Annotated in this window: 14 protein-coding genes; 7 read left to right on the forward strand and 7 right to left on the reverse strand. The window is 70.4% G+C overall.

Translation table 11 applies throughout. The features are described 5' to 3' along the window. Window positions 1-30: 30 nt before the first annotated feature. The 4 genes from ACYVDG_RS02445 to ACYVDG_RS02460 form a co-directional block, all read right to left on the reverse strand. Entirely contained in the window at window positions 31-1,890 is a 1,860-nt protein-coding gene (locus ACYVDG_RS02445) for a serine/threonine protein kinase (RefSeq protein WP_460746473.1), read from the reverse strand. Between the two features lie 80 nt (window positions 1,891-1,970). Further along, window positions 1,971-3,767 carry a serine/threonine-protein kinase gene (locus ACYVDG_RS02450; RefSeq protein ID WP_460746475.1) on the reverse strand — a complete coding sequence of 599 codons (1,797 nt, stop codon included), beginning with the start codon at window positions 3,765-3,767 and terminating at the stop codon, window positions 1,971-1,973. A 119-nt stretch (window positions 3,768-3,886) separates the two neighbouring features. After that, entirely contained in the window at window positions 3,887-5,755 is a 1,869-nt protein-coding gene (locus ACYVDG_RS02455) for a protein kinase domain-containing protein (RefSeq protein ID WP_460746477.1), read from the reverse strand. Window positions 5,756-5,845: 90 nt separating this feature from the next. Continuing rightward, window positions 5,846-7,555, reverse strand: a complete 1,710-nt coding sequence (locus ACYVDG_RS02460) for a serine/threonine-protein kinase (protein WP_460746478.1) — start codon at window positions 7,553-7,555, stop codon at window positions 5,846-5,848. 176 nt (window positions 7,556-7,731) lie between these two features. Here ACYVDG_RS02460 and ACYVDG_RS02465 point away from each other — a divergent pair, with 176 nt between their 5' ends. The 6 genes from ACYVDG_RS02465 (at window position 7,732) to ACYVDG_RS02490 (ending at window position 11,276) form a co-directional block, all read left to right on the forward strand. Then, window positions 7,732-8,109, forward strand: coding sequence for a DUF3054 domain-containing protein (locus ACYVDG_RS02465; RefSeq protein WP_460746481.1), 378 nt, complete (start codon window positions 7,732-7,734; stop codon window positions 8,107-8,109). Between the two features lie 49 nt (window positions 8,110-8,158). Beyond that, window positions 8,159-8,548, forward strand: coding sequence for a hypothetical protein (locus tag ACYVDG_RS02470; RefSeq protein ID WP_460746483.1), 390 nt, complete (start codon window positions 8,159-8,161; stop codon window positions 8,546-8,548). 45 nt (window positions 8,549-8,593) lie between these two features. Next, a complete protein-coding gene (locus tag ACYVDG_RS02475; protein WP_460746484.1) occupies window positions 8,594-9,301 on the forward strand; it encodes a TrmH family RNA methyltransferase in 708 nt (235 codons plus the stop codon). A gap of 52 nt (window positions 9,302-9,353) precedes the next feature. Then, window positions 9,354-9,989 carry a GNAT family N-acetyltransferase gene (locus ACYVDG_RS02480; protein ID WP_460746486.1) on the forward strand — a complete coding sequence of 212 codons (636 nt, stop codon included), beginning with the start codon at window positions 9,354-9,356 and terminating at the stop codon, window positions 9,987-9,989. A 107-nt stretch (window positions 9,990-10,096) separates the two neighbouring features. Beyond that, window positions 10,097-10,729 (forward strand): GNAT family N-acetyltransferase, encoded by a 633-nt coding sequence (locus ACYVDG_RS02485; protein ID WP_460746489.1) that lies wholly within the window; start codon window positions 10,097-10,099, stop codon window positions 10,727-10,729. Window positions 10,730-10,772: 43 nt separating this feature from the next. Continuing rightward, entirely contained in the window at window positions 10,773-11,276 is a 504-nt protein-coding gene (locus tag ACYVDG_RS02490; RefSeq protein WP_460746491.1) for an AAA family ATPase, read from the forward strand. 222 nt (window positions 11,277-11,498) lie between these two features. Here ACYVDG_RS02490 and ACYVDG_RS02495 read toward each other — a convergent pair whose 3' ends face one another. From ACYVDG_RS02495 to ACYVDG_RS02505, 3 genes are read right to left on the reverse strand one after another with little or no spacing between them, the layout of a single operon-like run. Next, a complete protein-coding gene (locus ACYVDG_RS02495; RefSeq protein WP_460746496.1) occupies window positions 11,499-12,245 on the reverse strand; it encodes a succinate dehydrogenase/fumarate reductase iron-sulfur subunit in 747 nt (248 codons plus the stop codon). Next, the gene (locus tag ACYVDG_RS02500; protein ID WP_460746499.1) at window positions 12,242-14,188 is read right to left on the reverse strand and encodes a fumarate reductase/succinate dehydrogenase flavoprotein subunit; all 1,947 of its coding nucleotides are present in this window, start codon (window positions 14,186-14,188) and stop codon (window positions 12,242-12,244) included. Before ACYVDG_RS02500 ends, ACYVDG_RS02495 begins: the two co-directional genes overlap by 4 nt. Further along, entirely contained in the window at window positions 14,189-14,839 is a 651-nt protein-coding gene (locus ACYVDG_RS02505; protein ID WP_460746652.1) for a succinate dehydrogenase cytochrome b subunit, read from the reverse strand. A 131-nt stretch (window positions 14,840-14,970) separates the two neighbouring features. Between ACYVDG_RS02505 and ACYVDG_RS02510 the strand changes: the two genes are divergently transcribed. Further along, window positions 14,971-15,951: a LysR family transcriptional regulator gene (locus ACYVDG_RS02510; protein WP_460746502.1), complete on the forward strand. Its 981-nt coding sequence runs from the start codon at window positions 14,971-14,973 to the stop codon at window positions 15,949-15,951. Window positions 15,952-16,102: the final 151 nt, after the last annotated feature.

Genomic DNA, 16,102 nt, shown 5'->3' on the forward strand with positions numbered 1-16,102 from the left:
TCGCTGGGGAACGTGGTTCGTGCCGGGCCGCTAGTCGATCTCCGCCTCGTCCGGTACCTCGATCTCCACGGGCTCGTCGTAGTGGACGACGACCGTCTCCGTAGAGGTATGGGCCTGGCCCTCCTCGACGTCTCCCTCGACGTGCAGGGCATCACCGGTCTCCTCGAAGTCCTGGAAGCTCTGGAGCCGACCGTCCTCCCCGACCCACAGGTCGAAGGTGAGCACGAACTCGGCACCAGCGTCCTCCTCCCACTCCTCTCGGACCTTTGTGTAGGTTCCCGAGTAGTGGTGCCCGGTGCCGGCCTCCAACGCGATGTCGAACTCGGCCTCGGGCCAGGAGGTGTCTCCCAGGGCCACCGCGGACTCCCCGTGGTAGGTGATCTCGGCACCGTCCCCCGTCAACAGGGCGATGTCGTCGAGGAAAGCCCAAGGGTCCTGTTCCTCGCCCCCCTCATCGACGTCCCGGCTGTACGGGCCCGGGGTCTCGTCGAACCCGGCGCCGCGTAGGGCGCTGCGCTCCAGCACGTCGTCCAGGTCCTCACCGAGCCACAGGGTCTGGACCTCCCCCGGGCCGGCGAGCCTGATGCTGTGACGGGCAGCCTGCGGTTCCGCCGTGTACCGGTGCATCGTGAGACTGTCGTGCACGCTAGCCAGGGACTCGCGGCGGTACAGCTCGAAGCTCTCCGCCTCATCGAACAGGTCCAGCGCCTCAGCGGCCACCGCGGCCCCGTCCTCGGGGTCGGCTTCGACCCTGAGGAGGTCCGCCTCGGCCTCGCCACCGCCCTCGTCCCCGTCTGGGGCGCTCTCTCCGCCAGCATCCTGCTCGTCGGCCCCCTGCCCTCCGTCGGCCGGATCCGCACCCGCCGCGGCCCCTCCCTGGAGCCGTTCACCGGTGACCCAGTACAGGCCGCTGGCGGCGAGGAGGACCACCCCCAGCACCGCCGTCAGGACGACCGCCCATCCCCGCCCGCGTCCGCTCCGGACCTTCCTCTGCGCAGGGGCGGAGATCCCCCGCCATTCCGTGGCCAACAGCCCGGGGACGACCTCGGTGGGGTGGGCCTGGCCCGCCGGGTCGACCCGGGTCGCGGACCAGGCTCCGGTGAGTTCGGCCAGAGCCTCGAGCGCGGTCGGACGCGCGCCCGGATCCTTGGTGAGGGCCCGCTCCAGGAGGGGGCGGAGCATGTCGGGGACATCCGAGAGGTCGGGCTCCTCGTTACGGGTGCGGTAGGCGATCACGTCCACCGCGCCCTTGCCGAAGGGGTCGCGTCCGGTTGCCGCGTAGAGGACCGTCACCGCCCAGGCGAACATGTCAGAGGAACCGGTGGCCTCCAGGCCCTCGTACTGCTCGGGGGCGATCCAACCGGGTGTTCCGAGCACACCGCCGGTCTCGGTGAACGCGGTGCCTTCGGCGGCCCGGGCGATCCCGAAGTCCAACACCTTCGGCCCGTCCGGGGCCAGAATCACGTTCCCCGGCTTGAAGTCCCGGTGCACCACACCCTGGGCGTGGATCGCGGCCAGCGCCTCGGCCAGACCCACCGCGAGAGCCGTGAGCAGGCCGCCGGTCAGGGGCCCTTCCCTCCCGACGTGCTGGCGCAGCGTGTGTCCGCTGACGTAGTCAGTGGCCAGCCAGGGCGTGTCCGACCGGACGTCGGAGCCGAGGAAGGCGGGCGTACAGGTCCCGCGTACGCGCGACACCAGGTCGACTTCACGGGCGAACCGCGCGCGGAACTCCGGGTCGGCCGCGTACTGGGGGTGGACCACCTTGACCGCCGCACACCCGCCGGTGTCGTCGATCCCGGCGTAGACCGCACCCATACCGCCCGCACCGATACGGCCTACGACGCGGTACCGCCCGAGGGCCTCCGGGTCCTGGGCACCGGGCGGCTCCACTCCGGCAGGGAGTCGGTCTCGGGAGAAAGGGGCCTGTGTTGGAGAGGGCATCGCTGTCTTTCGCTTCAGGGGGTGGGTGCTCAGAACTCGGCCGGCTGCGAGTCATAGGCACAGCTGTCGGTCGGAACGCCGTCGGTCAGGGTGGTGTCGTGCGGGCCGAAGTGGGCTGACTCGGGGAAGGTGGGCCCCTCCTCCTCCAGCACGCAGAACCCTCCGGGGTAGTCGAACGTGTTCCAGTCCTGGTCTCGCAGCGCATCGGGGACGTAGTAGACAAGGGGCCCGTCGCCCAGCGTGAAGACGAACGCCACCGTGAACTCCGCCGTGGGCTCCTCCGGGCTGAGCTCGGCCAGTACGCCGCTGCCCTCGGCGGTGACGGACCGCAGATGCTCGTCACCGGGCCCGATACTGGTGACGGTGGCGAACTCGCTGTTGTGCACCTGGAGACTGCCGTGGTCGGGGAGGTACTCAGCCGTGATCGTGACGGTGCTTCGGCCGAGCTCCTGAACGTTGAGCCCTGCGAAGGTCAGCCGCAGCTGCGCCAAGGCCTCGCCGCCGTCCGAGGCGGGTTGGAGACTGCGGAGCAGGGCGGGCTCGGTGTCCGAGTCGGTCTCGACCACGACTTCGCCTCTCTCGTAGTGCTCCTGGTACTCCGCGGGGGCGTCGTCGGGCACACCGGCCGCAGCGGTCGCGGTCTCCCCGCCGCTGTCGTTCTGCGCCTCCGCCGACGTGCCATCGGCCTGATCCCCCGCAGCGAGGGGGTCACCGCCGAGAAGGGCGCGGGCGCCCAGCCCGGCGGTCAGTGCCACCGCCAGCACCGCCGCGCCCACGACCAGGGGCGCCCGGCGCCGTCGGAGCCAACCCCGCCGGGGCGGAGCATGTCGGCTCCATTCGTCGGCCAGCGCGGCCGAGGACAGCTGGGAGGCCGGGGACAGCCGGGCGGCAGGGACCGCTGCGGCGCTCCAGGCGCGGTCCATGACCAGGGTGACGTCCTCCTGGGCACCGGCCCCCAGGATCCCGGCCATGGCGTCCCGGAGCTCCGCCGCCCTCGGGCGGTCTTCCGGGGCCTTGGCCAGTGCTCGCTCCAGGCGGGCCCGCAGGGGGTCCGGGACCCCGTCCAGGGAAGGGGGTTCGGAGATGATGCGGGTGGCCAGGACGTCCGGGCGGCCGGTCCCGAACGGCCCCTCCCCCGTGGCGGCGTAAACGGCCAGCCCGGCCCAGGAGAACACGTCCGAGAGTTCCGTGGCGTCCTGCCCCCGGTACTGCTCCGGCGCGACCCATCCGGGGGTGCCCAGCATGCCTCCGGTCTTGGTCAGGGCGGTGCCGTCAGTGGCGCGGGCGATCCCGAAGTCCAGCACCTTCGGCCCGTCCGGGGCCAGGATCACGTTGCCGGGCTTCAGGTCGCGGTGGACGACACCTTGGGCATGGATCGAGGCGAGCGCCTCGGCTACGCCCAGCGCGAAGGCGGTGAGGGCTTCGCCGTGGAGCGGCCCGTTCGCGCGCACGTGCGCGCCCAGGGTCGGACCGGGCACGTACTCGGTGGCCAACCACGGCACCGCGGTCTTGGTGTCCGCACCAACGAAGGCCGGGACACAGGCGGCGCGCACCCGGCGGACCAGAGCCACCTCCCGCGCGAACCGGGCCACGAAGTCGGTGTCCGAGGCCAGCACGCGGTGTACGGACTTGACCGCCACCCGCCGGTCCCGATCGTCCAGCCCCGCGTACACCACACCCATACCGCCGACACCGAGGCGCCCCACCAGGCGGAACGGACCGAGATACCGGGGGTCGTCCTGGGTGAGCGGGTCGAACCCGGTAGGCGCTTCGGGACCGGACGGGGGAGATCCGGACGCCGGGGGGACGGGGGGCGCGGGGTTCATGCCGGGGCCTGTCTGTCGCTGGGGAATGTGGATGGTACCGGGTCACGGCTACCGGTTGCTGGATCCGGGACCGCGTCAATTTCACCAGGGCGGGGTTCGGAGGCGGCTTGCGGCTCCACCTACGCTTCCGGCGGGTCGTCGAGTTCGGACTCTTCGGGGACCTCGATATCCAGGGGCATGTCGAAGCCGAGGTAGGCGATGTCCAGCGTGACCGGCTCCGCCTCGCCCTCGTACTGGGTGCTCTCACCCTCGTAGGACACCCGGAAGTGGAGCGGGTAGCCCTCCTCGTCGATCCAGAGGTCGAAGGTGTGCTCGACGTCGTCCAGACCGTCCCGGCCGCTCACGAAGGAACCGGTGTAGTGGTCCGCCTCCTGGCCCGCGACGGTGTCCTGGCCCTCCTCGGTCTCCTCGACCTCCCGGTCCTCCTCAATCTCCTCGGCGAGGTTGGTGAGCACGTCGGGTGACCGGCTCTGCCCGAGGTGCTCGACCTCACCGTCGGCACCGGTGATGTCGTCGAAGCCCTCCACCAAGTAGGCGGGGTCCGCCCAGTCCGCCCGGTTCGGGTCGGGATCGGGGTCCGGCGGACGGTGGAAGTTGCCCGTGTATCCCCGGTAGGTGGCGCCCTCGACTACAGCCGCGTCCTGGGCGGAGCGGTGCAGGACGTCGTCGAGGTCCTCCCCCAAGAGCATCTGTTCCGTGATTCCGAGGTTGCCCAGAGTCGCCTGGAGGTAGACGGGTTCGGGGTCCTCGGTGTAGCGGAAGGTGAACCCGTCGTTCAGCGGCCTCTCCGCGATGTGGTTCCGGTGGACGAGGAAGCTGGAGGCGTCCAGGGCCAGGTCCCGTGCCTGCTCCACCATGGCCCCGGCGTCTTCGGGCCGGATCTGCGCGCTGCCCTCTTCTGCCGGGGCCGCTTCGGGTTGTTCCGTGGCGGGTCCGGGGCGGAACACCAGCCAGGCCCCGAGCACGATCAGGGCCAGTGCCGCCGCGGCCACCGCCGTCAGGGCTCCGACTCGGGTCCTGCGGGTCAGGCCTCTCGCTCGGCGCGGCTCCGGGCGGTCGATGCCGAGCCACTCGGTGGCGAGCATGCCGGGAACGATCTCCGTGGTCTCGTGTCCGACCGGTTCGACCCGCGTGGCGTTCCACTGCGACGCGAGCGACGTGAGCGCCTGGACGGCGGTCGGCCGACCGGACGGGTCCCGGTCCAGTGCCCGCCGGACCAGGGACATCAGGTCCTCGGGGACACCCGCCAGGTCCGGGTCCTCGTTGCGGACCCGGTGGGCCAGCGCGTCCGCGGCCCCGCTTCCGAAGGGGTCCCGTCCGGTGGCGGCGTAGGCCACCAGGCCGCCCCAGGCGAACATGTCCGAGGCGCCCGTGGCCTCCTCACCGTCGTACCGCTCCGGGGCGGTCCAACCGGGGGTGCCCATGAGTCCGCCGGTGGCGGTGAGCGCGGTCCCGTCCGCGGCGCGGGCGATCCCGAAGTCCACCACCTTGGGGCCGTCCGGCGCGAGGATCACGTTGCCCGGCTTCAGGTCCCGGTGCACCACGCCCACGTCGTGGATGGCGGCCAGCGCTTCGGCCAGCCCGGTTGCCAGGGCGGTGAGCATGCCGCCGGTGAGCGGTCCGTGCTGCCGGACGTGCTGGCGCAGGGTCTGGCCGGGGACGTACTCGGTGGCCAGCCACGGGGTGGCCGCCTGTACGTCGGCCCCCTGGAAGGCGGGTGTGCAGACGGCGCGGACCCGCGAGACCATCCCCACCTCGCGCGCGAACCGGGCCCGGAAGTCCGGGTCCGCGGCGAACTGCGGATGGATGACCTTGACGGCCGAGCAGGCCCCGTCCTCGGCGAGCCCCGCGTAGACGGCACCCATACCGCCGGCACCGATCCGGCCCACGATCCGGAAGGCGCCTAGCTGTTCGGGGTCTTCCTTCGCGGTCGGGTCCACCCCGGGCGGAAGCCGGTCCCGTGTGAAGTGCGGATAGGGCTCGAGCATGGTCTTCCTCTCGGCTGGCGTGGCGGCGGTGGCTGGGTGGTGTCACGGGCTCGGGTCTGGTGGCCTGTGGGGCTCGGTGGTGGCGCGTTGTCAGTGGCCCTCGTTGTAGGCGCAGCTGTTGGTCGGTGTGCCGTCGGTGAGAGTGGTGTCGTGGGGGGCGGCTTCGGCCGCGGTTTCCGTCTCCTCCGGCCGGGGCTCGTCCGACACGAAGCAGAGCCCGCCGGGTTGGTCGAGGGGGACGGGCTCCCCGTCGCTCCTCGCCTCCTGCGGCAGGTAGTAGGCCACAGACTCGGTTCCGACGGGGCCGGTAAGGGTCACGTCGAAGGTGGTTTCCGGTTCCTCCGGCCCGAGGGAAGCGAGCACCCCCCGCGTGGAACTGGGGTGGAGGTACAGGCTGTCGTCGAAGGAGCGGATCTCGCTGACCAGGCCGAAATCGTCGCTGTGGACGCTGAGTGAGCCGAAGTCCGGCAGGTACTCGGCCCGGACGGTCAGGGTGAGGGAGGGCGGGCTGTCCAACCGCCGTACCGCCTCCTCGAAGGTGAGTCGGAGCTGGTCCAGGTCCTCGCCGCCGGACCCGGATTCGAGCCGCCGGACGAGGGCGGGTTCGGGACCGTCGGCGGCTGCCACGGTGACCGTGCCGGTGCCGTAGAGCTCGCTGTACTCCGCGGGGACCCCGTCCGGAACCGCCGGGTCGGCGTCGTCGCCCGCCTCCGCTTCGGCCGCCGCCCCCTTCCCGCCGGCAGAGCCACCGGGCCCGAACGGCGTGCTCCCGGTCCCGAACGACCACACACCTGCACCGGCCACCAGTGCCAGCGACAGCACGGCCGCGCACGCCGACACTGCCTTCCGGTTCCGGCGGACCCACCCGCGCTTCGGCGGGGCCTGCTCGGCCCACTCCTCAGCAGTGGTGTCCTGGTCCGGAAAGCCGCCCCAGGCATCATCCGAGGGAGCCTCCCAGGCGCTGTCCGAGGACGGGGGATCGAGGAGGCCCCTCAGCCCTGCCGCCCTCGGGCGCCGGCTCGGGTCCTTGTCCAGGGCCCGTTCCAGCACACCCCGCAGGTGCCCGGGGACCCCGTCCAGGGAGGGCGGTTCGGCGAGGACACGCGAGGCGAGAACGTCGGAGGGCCCGGTCCCGAACGCGTTCCGCCCGGTCGCCGCGTAGGCGACCAGCCCGGCCCAGGCGAACACGTCGGAGCGGTCGGTGGCCGGTGCGCCCCGGTACTGCTCGGGCGCGAGCCAACCGGGGGTGCCGACCATTCCGCCGGTACGGGTGAGGCCGCTCTCCTCGGCGGCGCGGGCGATCCCGAAGTCCAGGACCTTCGGCCCGTCCGGGGCCAGGATCACGTTCCCCGGCTTCAGGTCCCGGTGCACCACACCCCGGGCATGGATCGCGGCGAGCGCCTCGGCCACCCCCAGGGCGAAGGCGGTCAGCGCCTCCCCGGTCAGTGGCCCGTGGTCCCGCACGTACCGGCCAAGGGTCGGGCCGGGCACGTACTCCGTGGCCAACCACGGCACCGCGGCCTTGGCATCCGCGCCCACGAAGGCCGGAACCCGGGTGGAGCGCACCCGCCGGACCAGGCCCACCTCCCGCGCGAACCGGGCGCGGAACTCCCGGTCGGCCGCGTAGGACCGGTGCACGGACTTGACCGCCACCCGCCGGTCCCGATCGTCCAGCCCCGCGTACACCACACCCATACCGCCCGCGCCGAGGCGCCCCACCAGCCGGAACGGGCCGAGGTAGTGAGGTTCACCGGTTTCCAGGGGCAGGACACCGGAGGGGGCTTCGGTGGAGTGGGTCATGAGGGTGGGGTTCCACGGTCGGACGTCAAGGGGGCGCGGGCACGGCTGTGGCCCAGGGATTCAGATGCCGCGAAACCCCCGCCGGTTCTCACTCCGCGTCATCCAGCCCTCACCTGCACGATCGCCGGACGCGCACCCGCCTGAGCCTCCCCGGAAACACGTCCTAGCCTGGTGTCATGCGTTCGTATGTGGTTCCGCTGGGCATGGTGTCCGACCTGGCCTGTGTCCTGGTCTTCGTGGTGGTCGGCAAGATCGACCACGAGACCGGACTGGCCCCGGCCGAGGTGGCCGCGACCGCGTGGCCGTTCCTGTTCGCTCTGGCCCTGGGGTGGGCCGTCACACTGGCCTGGCGTTCCCCTGACCGGATCTGGCCGACCGGTGTCCTGGTGTGGGCGGTGACCGTGGTGGGCGCGATGCCGTTGCGGCTGCTCAGCGGGGAAGGGGCACCGCTCTCCTTCGTTCTCGTGACCGCGCTCTTCCTCGCCGCGACCATGCTCGGCTGGCGGGTGGCCGCCCTCCTCGTCACCCGGAAGAGGCGACAGAAGGCGTCCTGACGGGCAAGACTGGGCTACGACAGCACCACCTCTCTCCCGAGGAGCCTCCATGGCAGAGCCCGTCACCGTCGCCATCGCCGCGGCCATCGCCACCGGCGCCGTCACCAAGGTCACCGAGTACGCCACCGAAGGCACGGTGGACACGTTCAAGTCCCTGTGCCGGGCCGTATTCGCACGCTTCCGGTCGGAGCCCGAGGCCCAGGAGGCCCTGGACGAAGCCCGCCTGGACACCGGCGACACCGAGGTGCTCACCGTCGTCGCCGAACACCTGGAGCGGGCCGAGCGGGAGGACCCGGAGATCGGTCGGCTCATGGGCGACTTGCGCTCGACGGTCAGCCAGGAGGGCGCGGGTTCGGTCAGCAACCAGATCCACGGCAGCGTGAGCGGCAACGCCCGGGTCTACCAGGGCCGGGACTTCCACGGGGACATCAGGCTCTGAGCCCGGCGGACCCTTGTGTGCGCCACCGCTCGTAAGCTGAAGGGGATGAACGAGCACCCCGACGCCGAGGCGACCACCGTGATCCCCGCCGAGCCCTCTTCCGGGGAGGACGAGGCGCGTGAGGTGGGTGTCGGACCCTGGCCGGGTCCCTGGCCCGAGGGCGACCACTACGACCCCGAACTCCTCGCCAACGGAGACCGCCGCAACGTGGTCGACCGCTACCGCTACTGGCGCCGCGAGCGAATAGTCGCCGACCTCGACACCGTCCGGCACGGCTTCCACGTGGCGGTGGAGAACTGGTCCCACGACTTCAACATCGGATCCGTGGTCCGCACCGCCAACGCCTTCGGGTGCGCGGCCGTGCACATCGTGGGCAAGCGCCGCTGGAACCGCAGGGGCGCCATGGTGACCGACCGCTACCAGCACGTCCACCACCACCCGGACGCGGAATCGTTGGTCTCCTGGGCCGCCGAGCGCGGCCTCGTGCTCGTCGGTGTGGACAACCTGCCCGGGGCGGTCCCCCTGGAGACCTACCCGCTGCCGCGCGACGCCGTTCTGGTGTTCGGGCAGGAGGGCCCCGGGCTCTCCGAGGAAGTGCGGAACGTGTGCGCGGCGGTGCTGTCGATCGCCCAGTACGGGTCGACCAGGTCGATCAACGCCGGCGCGGCCGCGGCGGTGGCCATGCACGCCTGGGTGCGGGCGCACGTGTTCGACCAACCCGTCTCAGGCGGTACCTCCACCCCTGCGCCGTGACCCTCCCGTGATCTATCATGGGAAGGTCGCCCCCTACCAGGAAGTAGCAAGGATGAGCCCGATCGTCATGTCCGCAGCCCGCGCCACCACGCTCGACGACGTCCCCGGGGTGGCCCGGGTCCTCAGTCTCTCGCTTCACGACGATCCGCTCTTCCAGTGGCTCTTCCCCGACGACGAGCTGCGCCTCGCCAAGGTGCGCCGCTTCTTCGCCCTGACCGCCGGGTTCGGCTATGTCCCCGTCGGCGAGACCAAGGTCAGCGACCTCGCCGACAGTGCGGAGTCCGCCCCGGTGATCCGGGCCGCGGCGCTGTGGGCCCAGCCGACGAGCAACCCCGAGGGTTCCCTGGTCTCCCTGCGCACCTGGCCGCACTGGGGTGCGCTGATCGGGCGCACCAACCTGGCCGCGTTCGTGCGGATCTTCGCCGAGTGGAAGATGGCCGCGCCCCAGGAGCCACACCTGTACCTGGCCGCCCTGGGCGTCGACCCCGCCGTCGCGGGTACCGGGGTTGCGGGCGGCCTGCTCACGGACGGGCTGGACGGGGCAGATTCCCAGAGCCTGCCGGTGTTCACCCAGACGCTCAACGAGAAGAGCGTCGGCTTCTATGAGCGCTTCGGCTTCCGGGTCGTGCACGAGGTTCCCCACTTGGACGTGGGGACCAGCTACTTCCTGCTCCGCCAGCCCGCCTGAGCCCGCGCGCTCCGCACCGAACACTTCCCAAGAAACACCCCACCCGTGATGTTTCCGTGATCTAACATGGCGGGGGACGAGCCCCGGGAAAGAGGGAGACTGCACGCATGGCCCCCAAGGTCACCACCGACATGCCGGTCCGCACCGCCACCATGGATGACGTGCCCGGTATCACGCGGGTCCTCAGCCGGGCCTTCCACAACGATCCGCTCTTCCGGTGGCTCTTCCCGGAAGAGGAGCGGCGGCTCGCGCAGGTCGCCCGCTTCAGCGCCCTGTTCGCCGGGTTCGACTACGTCCCCGGCGGGCACTCCCACGTGGTCGAGTCCGATGAGGGCCGCCGCGTGGTGCGCGGCGCGGCCCTGTGGAACCCGCCCGGCGGTAAGGCCGAGGGCACCGCCTCCCTGCTGCGGTCGCTGCCGCACCTGGTGTCACTCCTGGGCGTGCGCCGACTGCCGGAGGTCGCACGGTACTTCGCCGACCTGAAGGCGTCGGCCCCCGAGGAGCCGCACTGGTACCTGGCCATGCTCGGCACCGACCCCGCGGCCCGCGGGAGGGGCGTCGGCACCGGGCTGCTGCAGGCAGGGCTGGCCCAGGCCGACGCTGACGGGGTCCCGGTCTTCCTGGAGACCATGAACTCGGCCAACATCGGCTACTACGAGCGCTACGACTTCCGCGTCGTCCGGGCGGTCAACGACCCGAACCTGCCCTCGACGTACTGCATGATGCGCCCCGCGGTGTGACCCGCACAGGAACCGCCCACGTCCGGAGCTCCTGGGAGGGGACATGCTGATCGCGATGGCCGGGTTGCCCGGGTCCGGCAAGAGCACCCTGGCCTATGAGCTGGGACGGCACCTGTCCGCTCCCGTACTGTCGGTCGACCCCGTCGAGGCCGCACTGTGGCGTGCCGGTATCGATCGCTCCGAGCCCACGGGCCTGGCCGCGTACGTGGCGGTGGAGGCGATGGCCGCCGACATCCTCGCGCTGAGCCAGACCGTGGTCGTGGACGCGGTCAACGATGCAGTGGAGGCCCGAGACCAGTGGCGGGGTCTGGCCGAACGGCAGGGAGCGCCCTTGGCCTGGATCGAGGTGGTCTGCTCAGACCCAGATCTGCACCGCCGAAGGTTGGAGGGTCGTCAGCGGAGCCTGCCCGGTTTCCCCGAACCCGCCTGGGATTCGTTGGCGGCGCGCCGCGACGGCATGGCCGCGTGGAACGACGAGCGCTTGGTCCTCGACTCGATCCAGGACCTGGAGGCCAACATGAGAATCGCCACCGACTACCTGCGCTAAGCCCGGGTACTGGCGAGGACCCAACGGACGACCAGCCGTGACGCAGGGCTGTTCGGCAGACTGGCCGAGGACGAAGGGGCACCGCAACAGGGAGCTGACGTCCGAGCGGTCGCACGGAAGATCGCCGAAGAGGACGCCGAACTACTGCGACGCCTGACCGAGTAAGGCGAAACGGGCCGCACCCCTTGGGGTACGGCCCGTTCGTGCGACAGGGGATCGGGACTAGCCGATGCCCTTGCTGAGGGAGCCCAGCATGTCGCGGTTGAGCTGGGAGATGGTGTCCAGCGGGATGCCCTTCGGGCAGACCGCGGCGCACTCACCGATGTTCGTGCAGCCGCCGAAGTCCTCTTCGTCGTGCTGGTTGATCATCTGCACCACACGCGAAGCCCGCTCCGGCTGCCCCTGCGGGAGCATGCCGAGGTGGGTGACCTTCGCGGCGGTGAACAGCATGCCGGAGGCGTTCGGGCAGGCCGCCACACAGGCGCCGCAGCCGATGCAGGTCGCGGCGTCGAACGCGCGGTCGGCGTCCGGCTTCGGGATCGGATTGGCGTGGGCGTCCGGGGCGGTACCCGTCGGGGCGCTGATGTAGCCGCCGGCCTGGATGATGCGGTCGAACGAACCGCGGTCCACGACCAGGTCCTTCACAACCGGGAAGGCCTTCGCACGCCACGGCTCGACCGTGATGGTGTCACCGTCGTTGAAGCTGCGCATGTGCAGCTGGCAGGTGGTGGTGACCTCCGGGCCGTGTGCCTCGCCGTCGATCACGACACCGCAGGCACCGCAGATGCCCTCACGGCAGTCGTGGTCGAACGCGACCGGGTCCTCGTCGGAGAGCGTGAGCTCCTCGTTGAGGACGTCGAGCATCTCCAGGAAGGACATGTCCGGCGAGACGTCCGTGAGCTTGTACGTGACCATCCGGCCTTCGTCGTCACGGCCCTTCTGGCGCCAAACGCGCAGGGTGATGTTCACTTGTAGCTCCGCTGCTTCATCTCGACGTACTCGTACTCCAAGGCTTCCTTGTGGAGTACGGGCTTGCTGTCAACGCCACCGAACTCCCAGGCGGCGACATAGGCGAACTCGTCGTCGTGACGCAGCGCCTCGCCGTCCTCGGTCTGGCTCTCGGCGCGGAAGTGGCCACCGCAGGACTCGCGGCGGTGCAGCGCATCGACGCACATGAGCTCGCCCAGCTCCAGGAAGTCGGCCACGCGGTTGGCCTTCTCGAGAGCCTGGTTGAACTCCTCGTTGGTGCCGAGCACCTTGACGTCGCGCCAGAACTCGGCGCGCAGCGCGCGGATGAGCTCGATGGCCTTGCGCAGACCCTCCTCGCTGCGCTCCATACCGCAGTAGTCCCACATGATGTGGCCGAGCTCCTTGTGGAAGGAGTCGACGGTGCGGGAACCGTTGATGGAGAGCAGCTTGTCGATCCGGGAGGTGACCTCCTCCTTGGCCTTGACGGCCTCGGGGTGGCTCTCGTCCATCTTCTCGAAGGGACCGTCAGCGAGGTAGTCGTTGATGGTGTTCGGCAGAACGAAGTAGCCGTCGGCCAGGCCCTGCATCAGCGCGCTCGCGCCCAGGCGGTTGGCACCGTGGTCGGAGAAGTTGGCCTCACCGGTCACGAACAGGCCCGGGATGCTGCTCTGCAGGTCGTAGTCGACCCACAGGCCACCCATGGTGTAGTGCACCGCGGGGTAGATGCGCATCGGGAGCTCGTACGGGTTCTCGCCGGTGATGCGCTGGTACATGTCGAACAGGTTGCCGTACTTGGCCTCGACGGCATCCCGGCCCAGTCGCTCGATCGCGTCGGCGAAGTCGAGGTACACACCCAGCCCGCCGGGACCGACGCCGCGGCCCTCGTCGCAGACGTTCTTGGCCGCGCGGGAGGCGATGTCCCGCGGCACCAGGTTGCCGAAAGCCGGGTAGATGCGCTCCAGGTAGTAGTCGCGCTCTTCCTCGGGGATCTGGCGCGGGTCGCGGGAGTCGCCGCCCTCCTTGGGCACCCAGATCCGGCCGTCGTTGCGGAGCGACTCACTCATCAGGGTCAGCTTGGACTGGTAGTCGCCGCTGACCGGGATGCAGGTCGGGTGGATCTGCGTGTAGCAGGGGTTCGCGAAGTGCGCGCCCTTGCGGTGGGCGCGCCACGCGGCGGTGACGTTGGAGCCCATCGCGTTGGTCGACAGGAAGAAGACATTGCCGTAGCCGCCGGTAGCCAGGACCACGGCGTCGGCGAAGTGCGTCTCGATCTCGCCGGTGACCATGTCGCGGGCGATGATGCCGCGCGCCTTGCCGTCCGCGACGATGACCTCGAGCATCTCGTGGCGGGTGTTCATCTGAACGCTGCCCGCCGCGATCTGCCGCTCCTGGGCCTGGTAGGCGCCGATCAGGAGCTGCTGGCCGGTCTGGCCGCGCGCGTAGAAGGTACGGGAGACCTGCACGCCGCCGAAGGAGCGGTTGTCGAGCAGGCCACCGTACTCGCGCGCGAACGGTACGCCCTGGGCCACACACTGGTCGATGATCTCGACACTGGTCTGGGCCAGACGGTAGACGTTCGACTCGCGGGAGCGGAAGTCACCGCCCTTGACCGTGTCGTAGAACAGCCGGTGGATGCTGTCGCCGTCGTTGCGGTAGTTCTTCGCGGCGTTGATGCCGCCCTGCGCGGCGATGGAGTGCGCGCGCCGGGGGCTGTCCTGGTAGCAGAACGAGAGGACTTTGTAGCCGGCCTCGCCCATGGTCGCGGCCGCGGCCGCACCGGCCAGGCCCGTACCCACGATGATCACGGAGAGCTTGCGCCGGTTAGCGGGGTTCACCAGCTTGGCCGAGAAGCGGCGCTTGTCCCAGCGCTCGTTGATCGGCCCCTCGGGGGCCTTCTCGTCCCGGATCGGGGCGCCCTCGATGTAAAGGTCGTTCTCAGACAATTAATTCACCAGTCCAAAGGTGACCGCCAGGGGCGGGAGCAGGAAACCGACGGTCACGACCAGCGCGAGTCCCACGGCGACGGCGTTGATCTTGCCCTGGCGGCTGGCCGCGTTGAGGCCCAGGGTGGCCGCGCCGCTCCAGATGCCGTGCCGCAGGTGGAAGCCCACGGCGACGACGGCCAGGACGTAGAACAGGGTCACGAACCAGAACTCCGGCTGGAACCCGTTCACGAGCCGCTCGTAGGGGCTGTCGGACGCACCGCCGGGGGCGATGACGTTCACCGTCAGGTGCAGGATGTGGAAGATCACGAAGAGCGCGATCAGCACACCGCCCCATCGCATGGTGTACGAGGAGTAGGTGCGCTGCACCCGCTTCGTCGACACGTAACGCTGCCCACGGGCCTTGCGCGCGCGGATCGTGAGAACCGCGGCGGAGTAGATGTGGATCAGGATCGCCGCGAGGAGGGCGAACCGGAAGATCCACAGGAAGCCGCTCTCCGGCAGGATCGGGTAGCCCAGCTCACGAAGACTTTGAGCGTACTCGTCGAAGGCCTCCTGGCCCACGAAGACTTTCAGGTTGCCGTACATGTGCACGATCAAATACAGCACGAGGATCGCACCGGAGGCCGCCATTGCTGACTTGAGCGCCACCGTGGACCCATAGGCCGTAGACCGCTTCTTGGTCAAGGTACTGTTCGCCACAGCTTGCCACTTTAAAATCGAGTTAAGTCCGACGTCCAAGTCATGAGGACCCTGGTGTCCATAGCCTTAGGCTATGGAGCATGCAGTTCCAACAGCTCGCTTACTTCGTCGCTGTGGCCCGCACGCGCCATTTCACCCGCGCAGCCGAGCTTTCGCGCGTCGCCCAGCCGAGCTTGAGCAAACAGATCCGCAGCCTTGAGCAGGAGTTGGGTGCGCCGTTATTCAGTCGTGCTCGGGGAAACATCACACTCACGCCGGCCGGTGAGGCCTTGCTCCCGTTGGCCCAGCGTATGCTCACCGATTTGGAGACCGCCCGCCGCGAGGTCGCGGAGCTGGCCGGTGTCCGCCGAGGCCGGGTGCGCCTGGGCGCCACGCCATCGCTGTGCGCGGGACTGCTGGCCGATGTACTGTCCGACTTCCATACCCGCTACCCGGGAATCGAACTCCATGTCGAGGAGAGCGGCTCCCGCGACCTGATCCGGGACCTCGGCCGCGGCGAACTGGACCTGGCCCTGATCATCCTCCCGCTGCAGAGCAGCGATCCCGACTTCTCGACCACGCCGATCCTGCGGGAGAACCTGGTGGTGGCGAGCCCGACCTCGCACCCCTCCCCCAACGGGCGCGCGTCGATCCGGATCACCGAACTCCAGAAGCGGCCGCTGGTGATGTTCCGGCGGGGTTACGACGTCCGCGAAGCCACCCTGCGCGCGTGCCGCGCCGCCGGGTTCGAACCGGACCTGGCGGTGGAGGGCGGCGAGATGGACGCCGTGCTCCGGTTCGTGGAGGCCGGCCTCGGGCTGGCCGTGGTACCGAGCATGGTGCTGCGCAACCGCCCCGGCCTGCGCGGGACCCCGCTGGCCCGGCCCCGCCTTCTGCGCACCGTGGCGCTGGCCCGCCGCAAGGACGTGCAGCCGTCCCACTCGGCGGAGGCCTTCCGCCGCCACCTCAACGAGTACCTGCTGGCCCTGTCCCCCGAGGACCTCGGCCCGGACCTGGAGGTGCTGATCTCCGCCGCCGACGCGGGCGAACCCGGCCCCGCGGAGGGCGAGCTTCCGGACTGACGTCCTGGGGCATCGTGGGAGCAGTCCGACTTGGGCCACTCCATCCAGCTCTCGCACGCTCTGTCAACGACCCTCCCCCGAACGCCCGTTCCTTCGCCGGGGCGGTTCCGTGAGCGAGGCTGAGGACCCCGCCGCCGTCCGGCCGGACCCG

The organism is Nocardiopsis oceani, from assembly GCF_054777395.1.

What these genes read in the sequence shown, in the direction of transcription:
- ACYVDG_RS02460 (WP_460746478.1), bottom strand. Translation starts at nt 7,555, where the DNA reads ATGACCCACTCCACCGAAGCCCCCTCCGGTGTCCTGCCCCTGGAAACC.
- ACYVDG_RS02455 (WP_460746477.1), bottom strand. Translation starts at nt 5,755, where the DNA reads ATGCTCGAGCCCTATCCGCACTTCACACGGGACCGGCTTCCGCCCGGG.
- ACYVDG_RS02470 (WP_460746483.1), top strand. Translation starts at nt 8,159, where the DNA reads ATGGCAGAGCCCGTCACCGTCGCCATCGCCGCGGCCATCGCCACCGGC.
- ACYVDG_RS02450 (WP_460746475.1), bottom strand. Translation starts at nt 3,767, where the DNA reads ATGAACCCCGCGCCCCCCGTCCCCCCGGCGTCCGGATCTCCCCCGTCC.
- ACYVDG_RS02475 (WP_460746484.1), top strand. Translation starts at nt 8,594, where the DNA reads ATGAACGAGCACCCCGACGCCGAGGCGACCACCGTGATCCCCGCCGAG.
- ACYVDG_RS02490 (WP_460746491.1), top strand. Translation starts at nt 10,773, where the DNA reads ATGCTGATCGCGATGGCCGGGTTGCCCGGGTCCGGCAAGAGCACCCTG.
- ACYVDG_RS02465 (WP_460746481.1), top strand. Translation starts at nt 7,732, where the DNA reads ATGCGTTCGTATGTGGTTCCGCTGGGCATGGTGTCCGACCTGGCCTGT.
- ACYVDG_RS02480 (WP_460746486.1), top strand. Translation starts at nt 9,354, where the DNA reads ATGAGCCCGATCGTCATGTCCGCAGCCCGCGCCACCACGCTCGACGAC.
- ACYVDG_RS02510 (WP_460746502.1), top strand. Translation starts at nt 14,971, where the DNA reads ATGCAGTTCCAACAGCTCGCTTACTTCGTCGCTGTGGCCCGCACGCGC.
- ACYVDG_RS02485 (WP_460746489.1), top strand. Translation starts at nt 10,097, where the DNA reads ATGGCCCCCAAGGTCACCACCGACATGCCGGTCCGCACCGCCACCATG.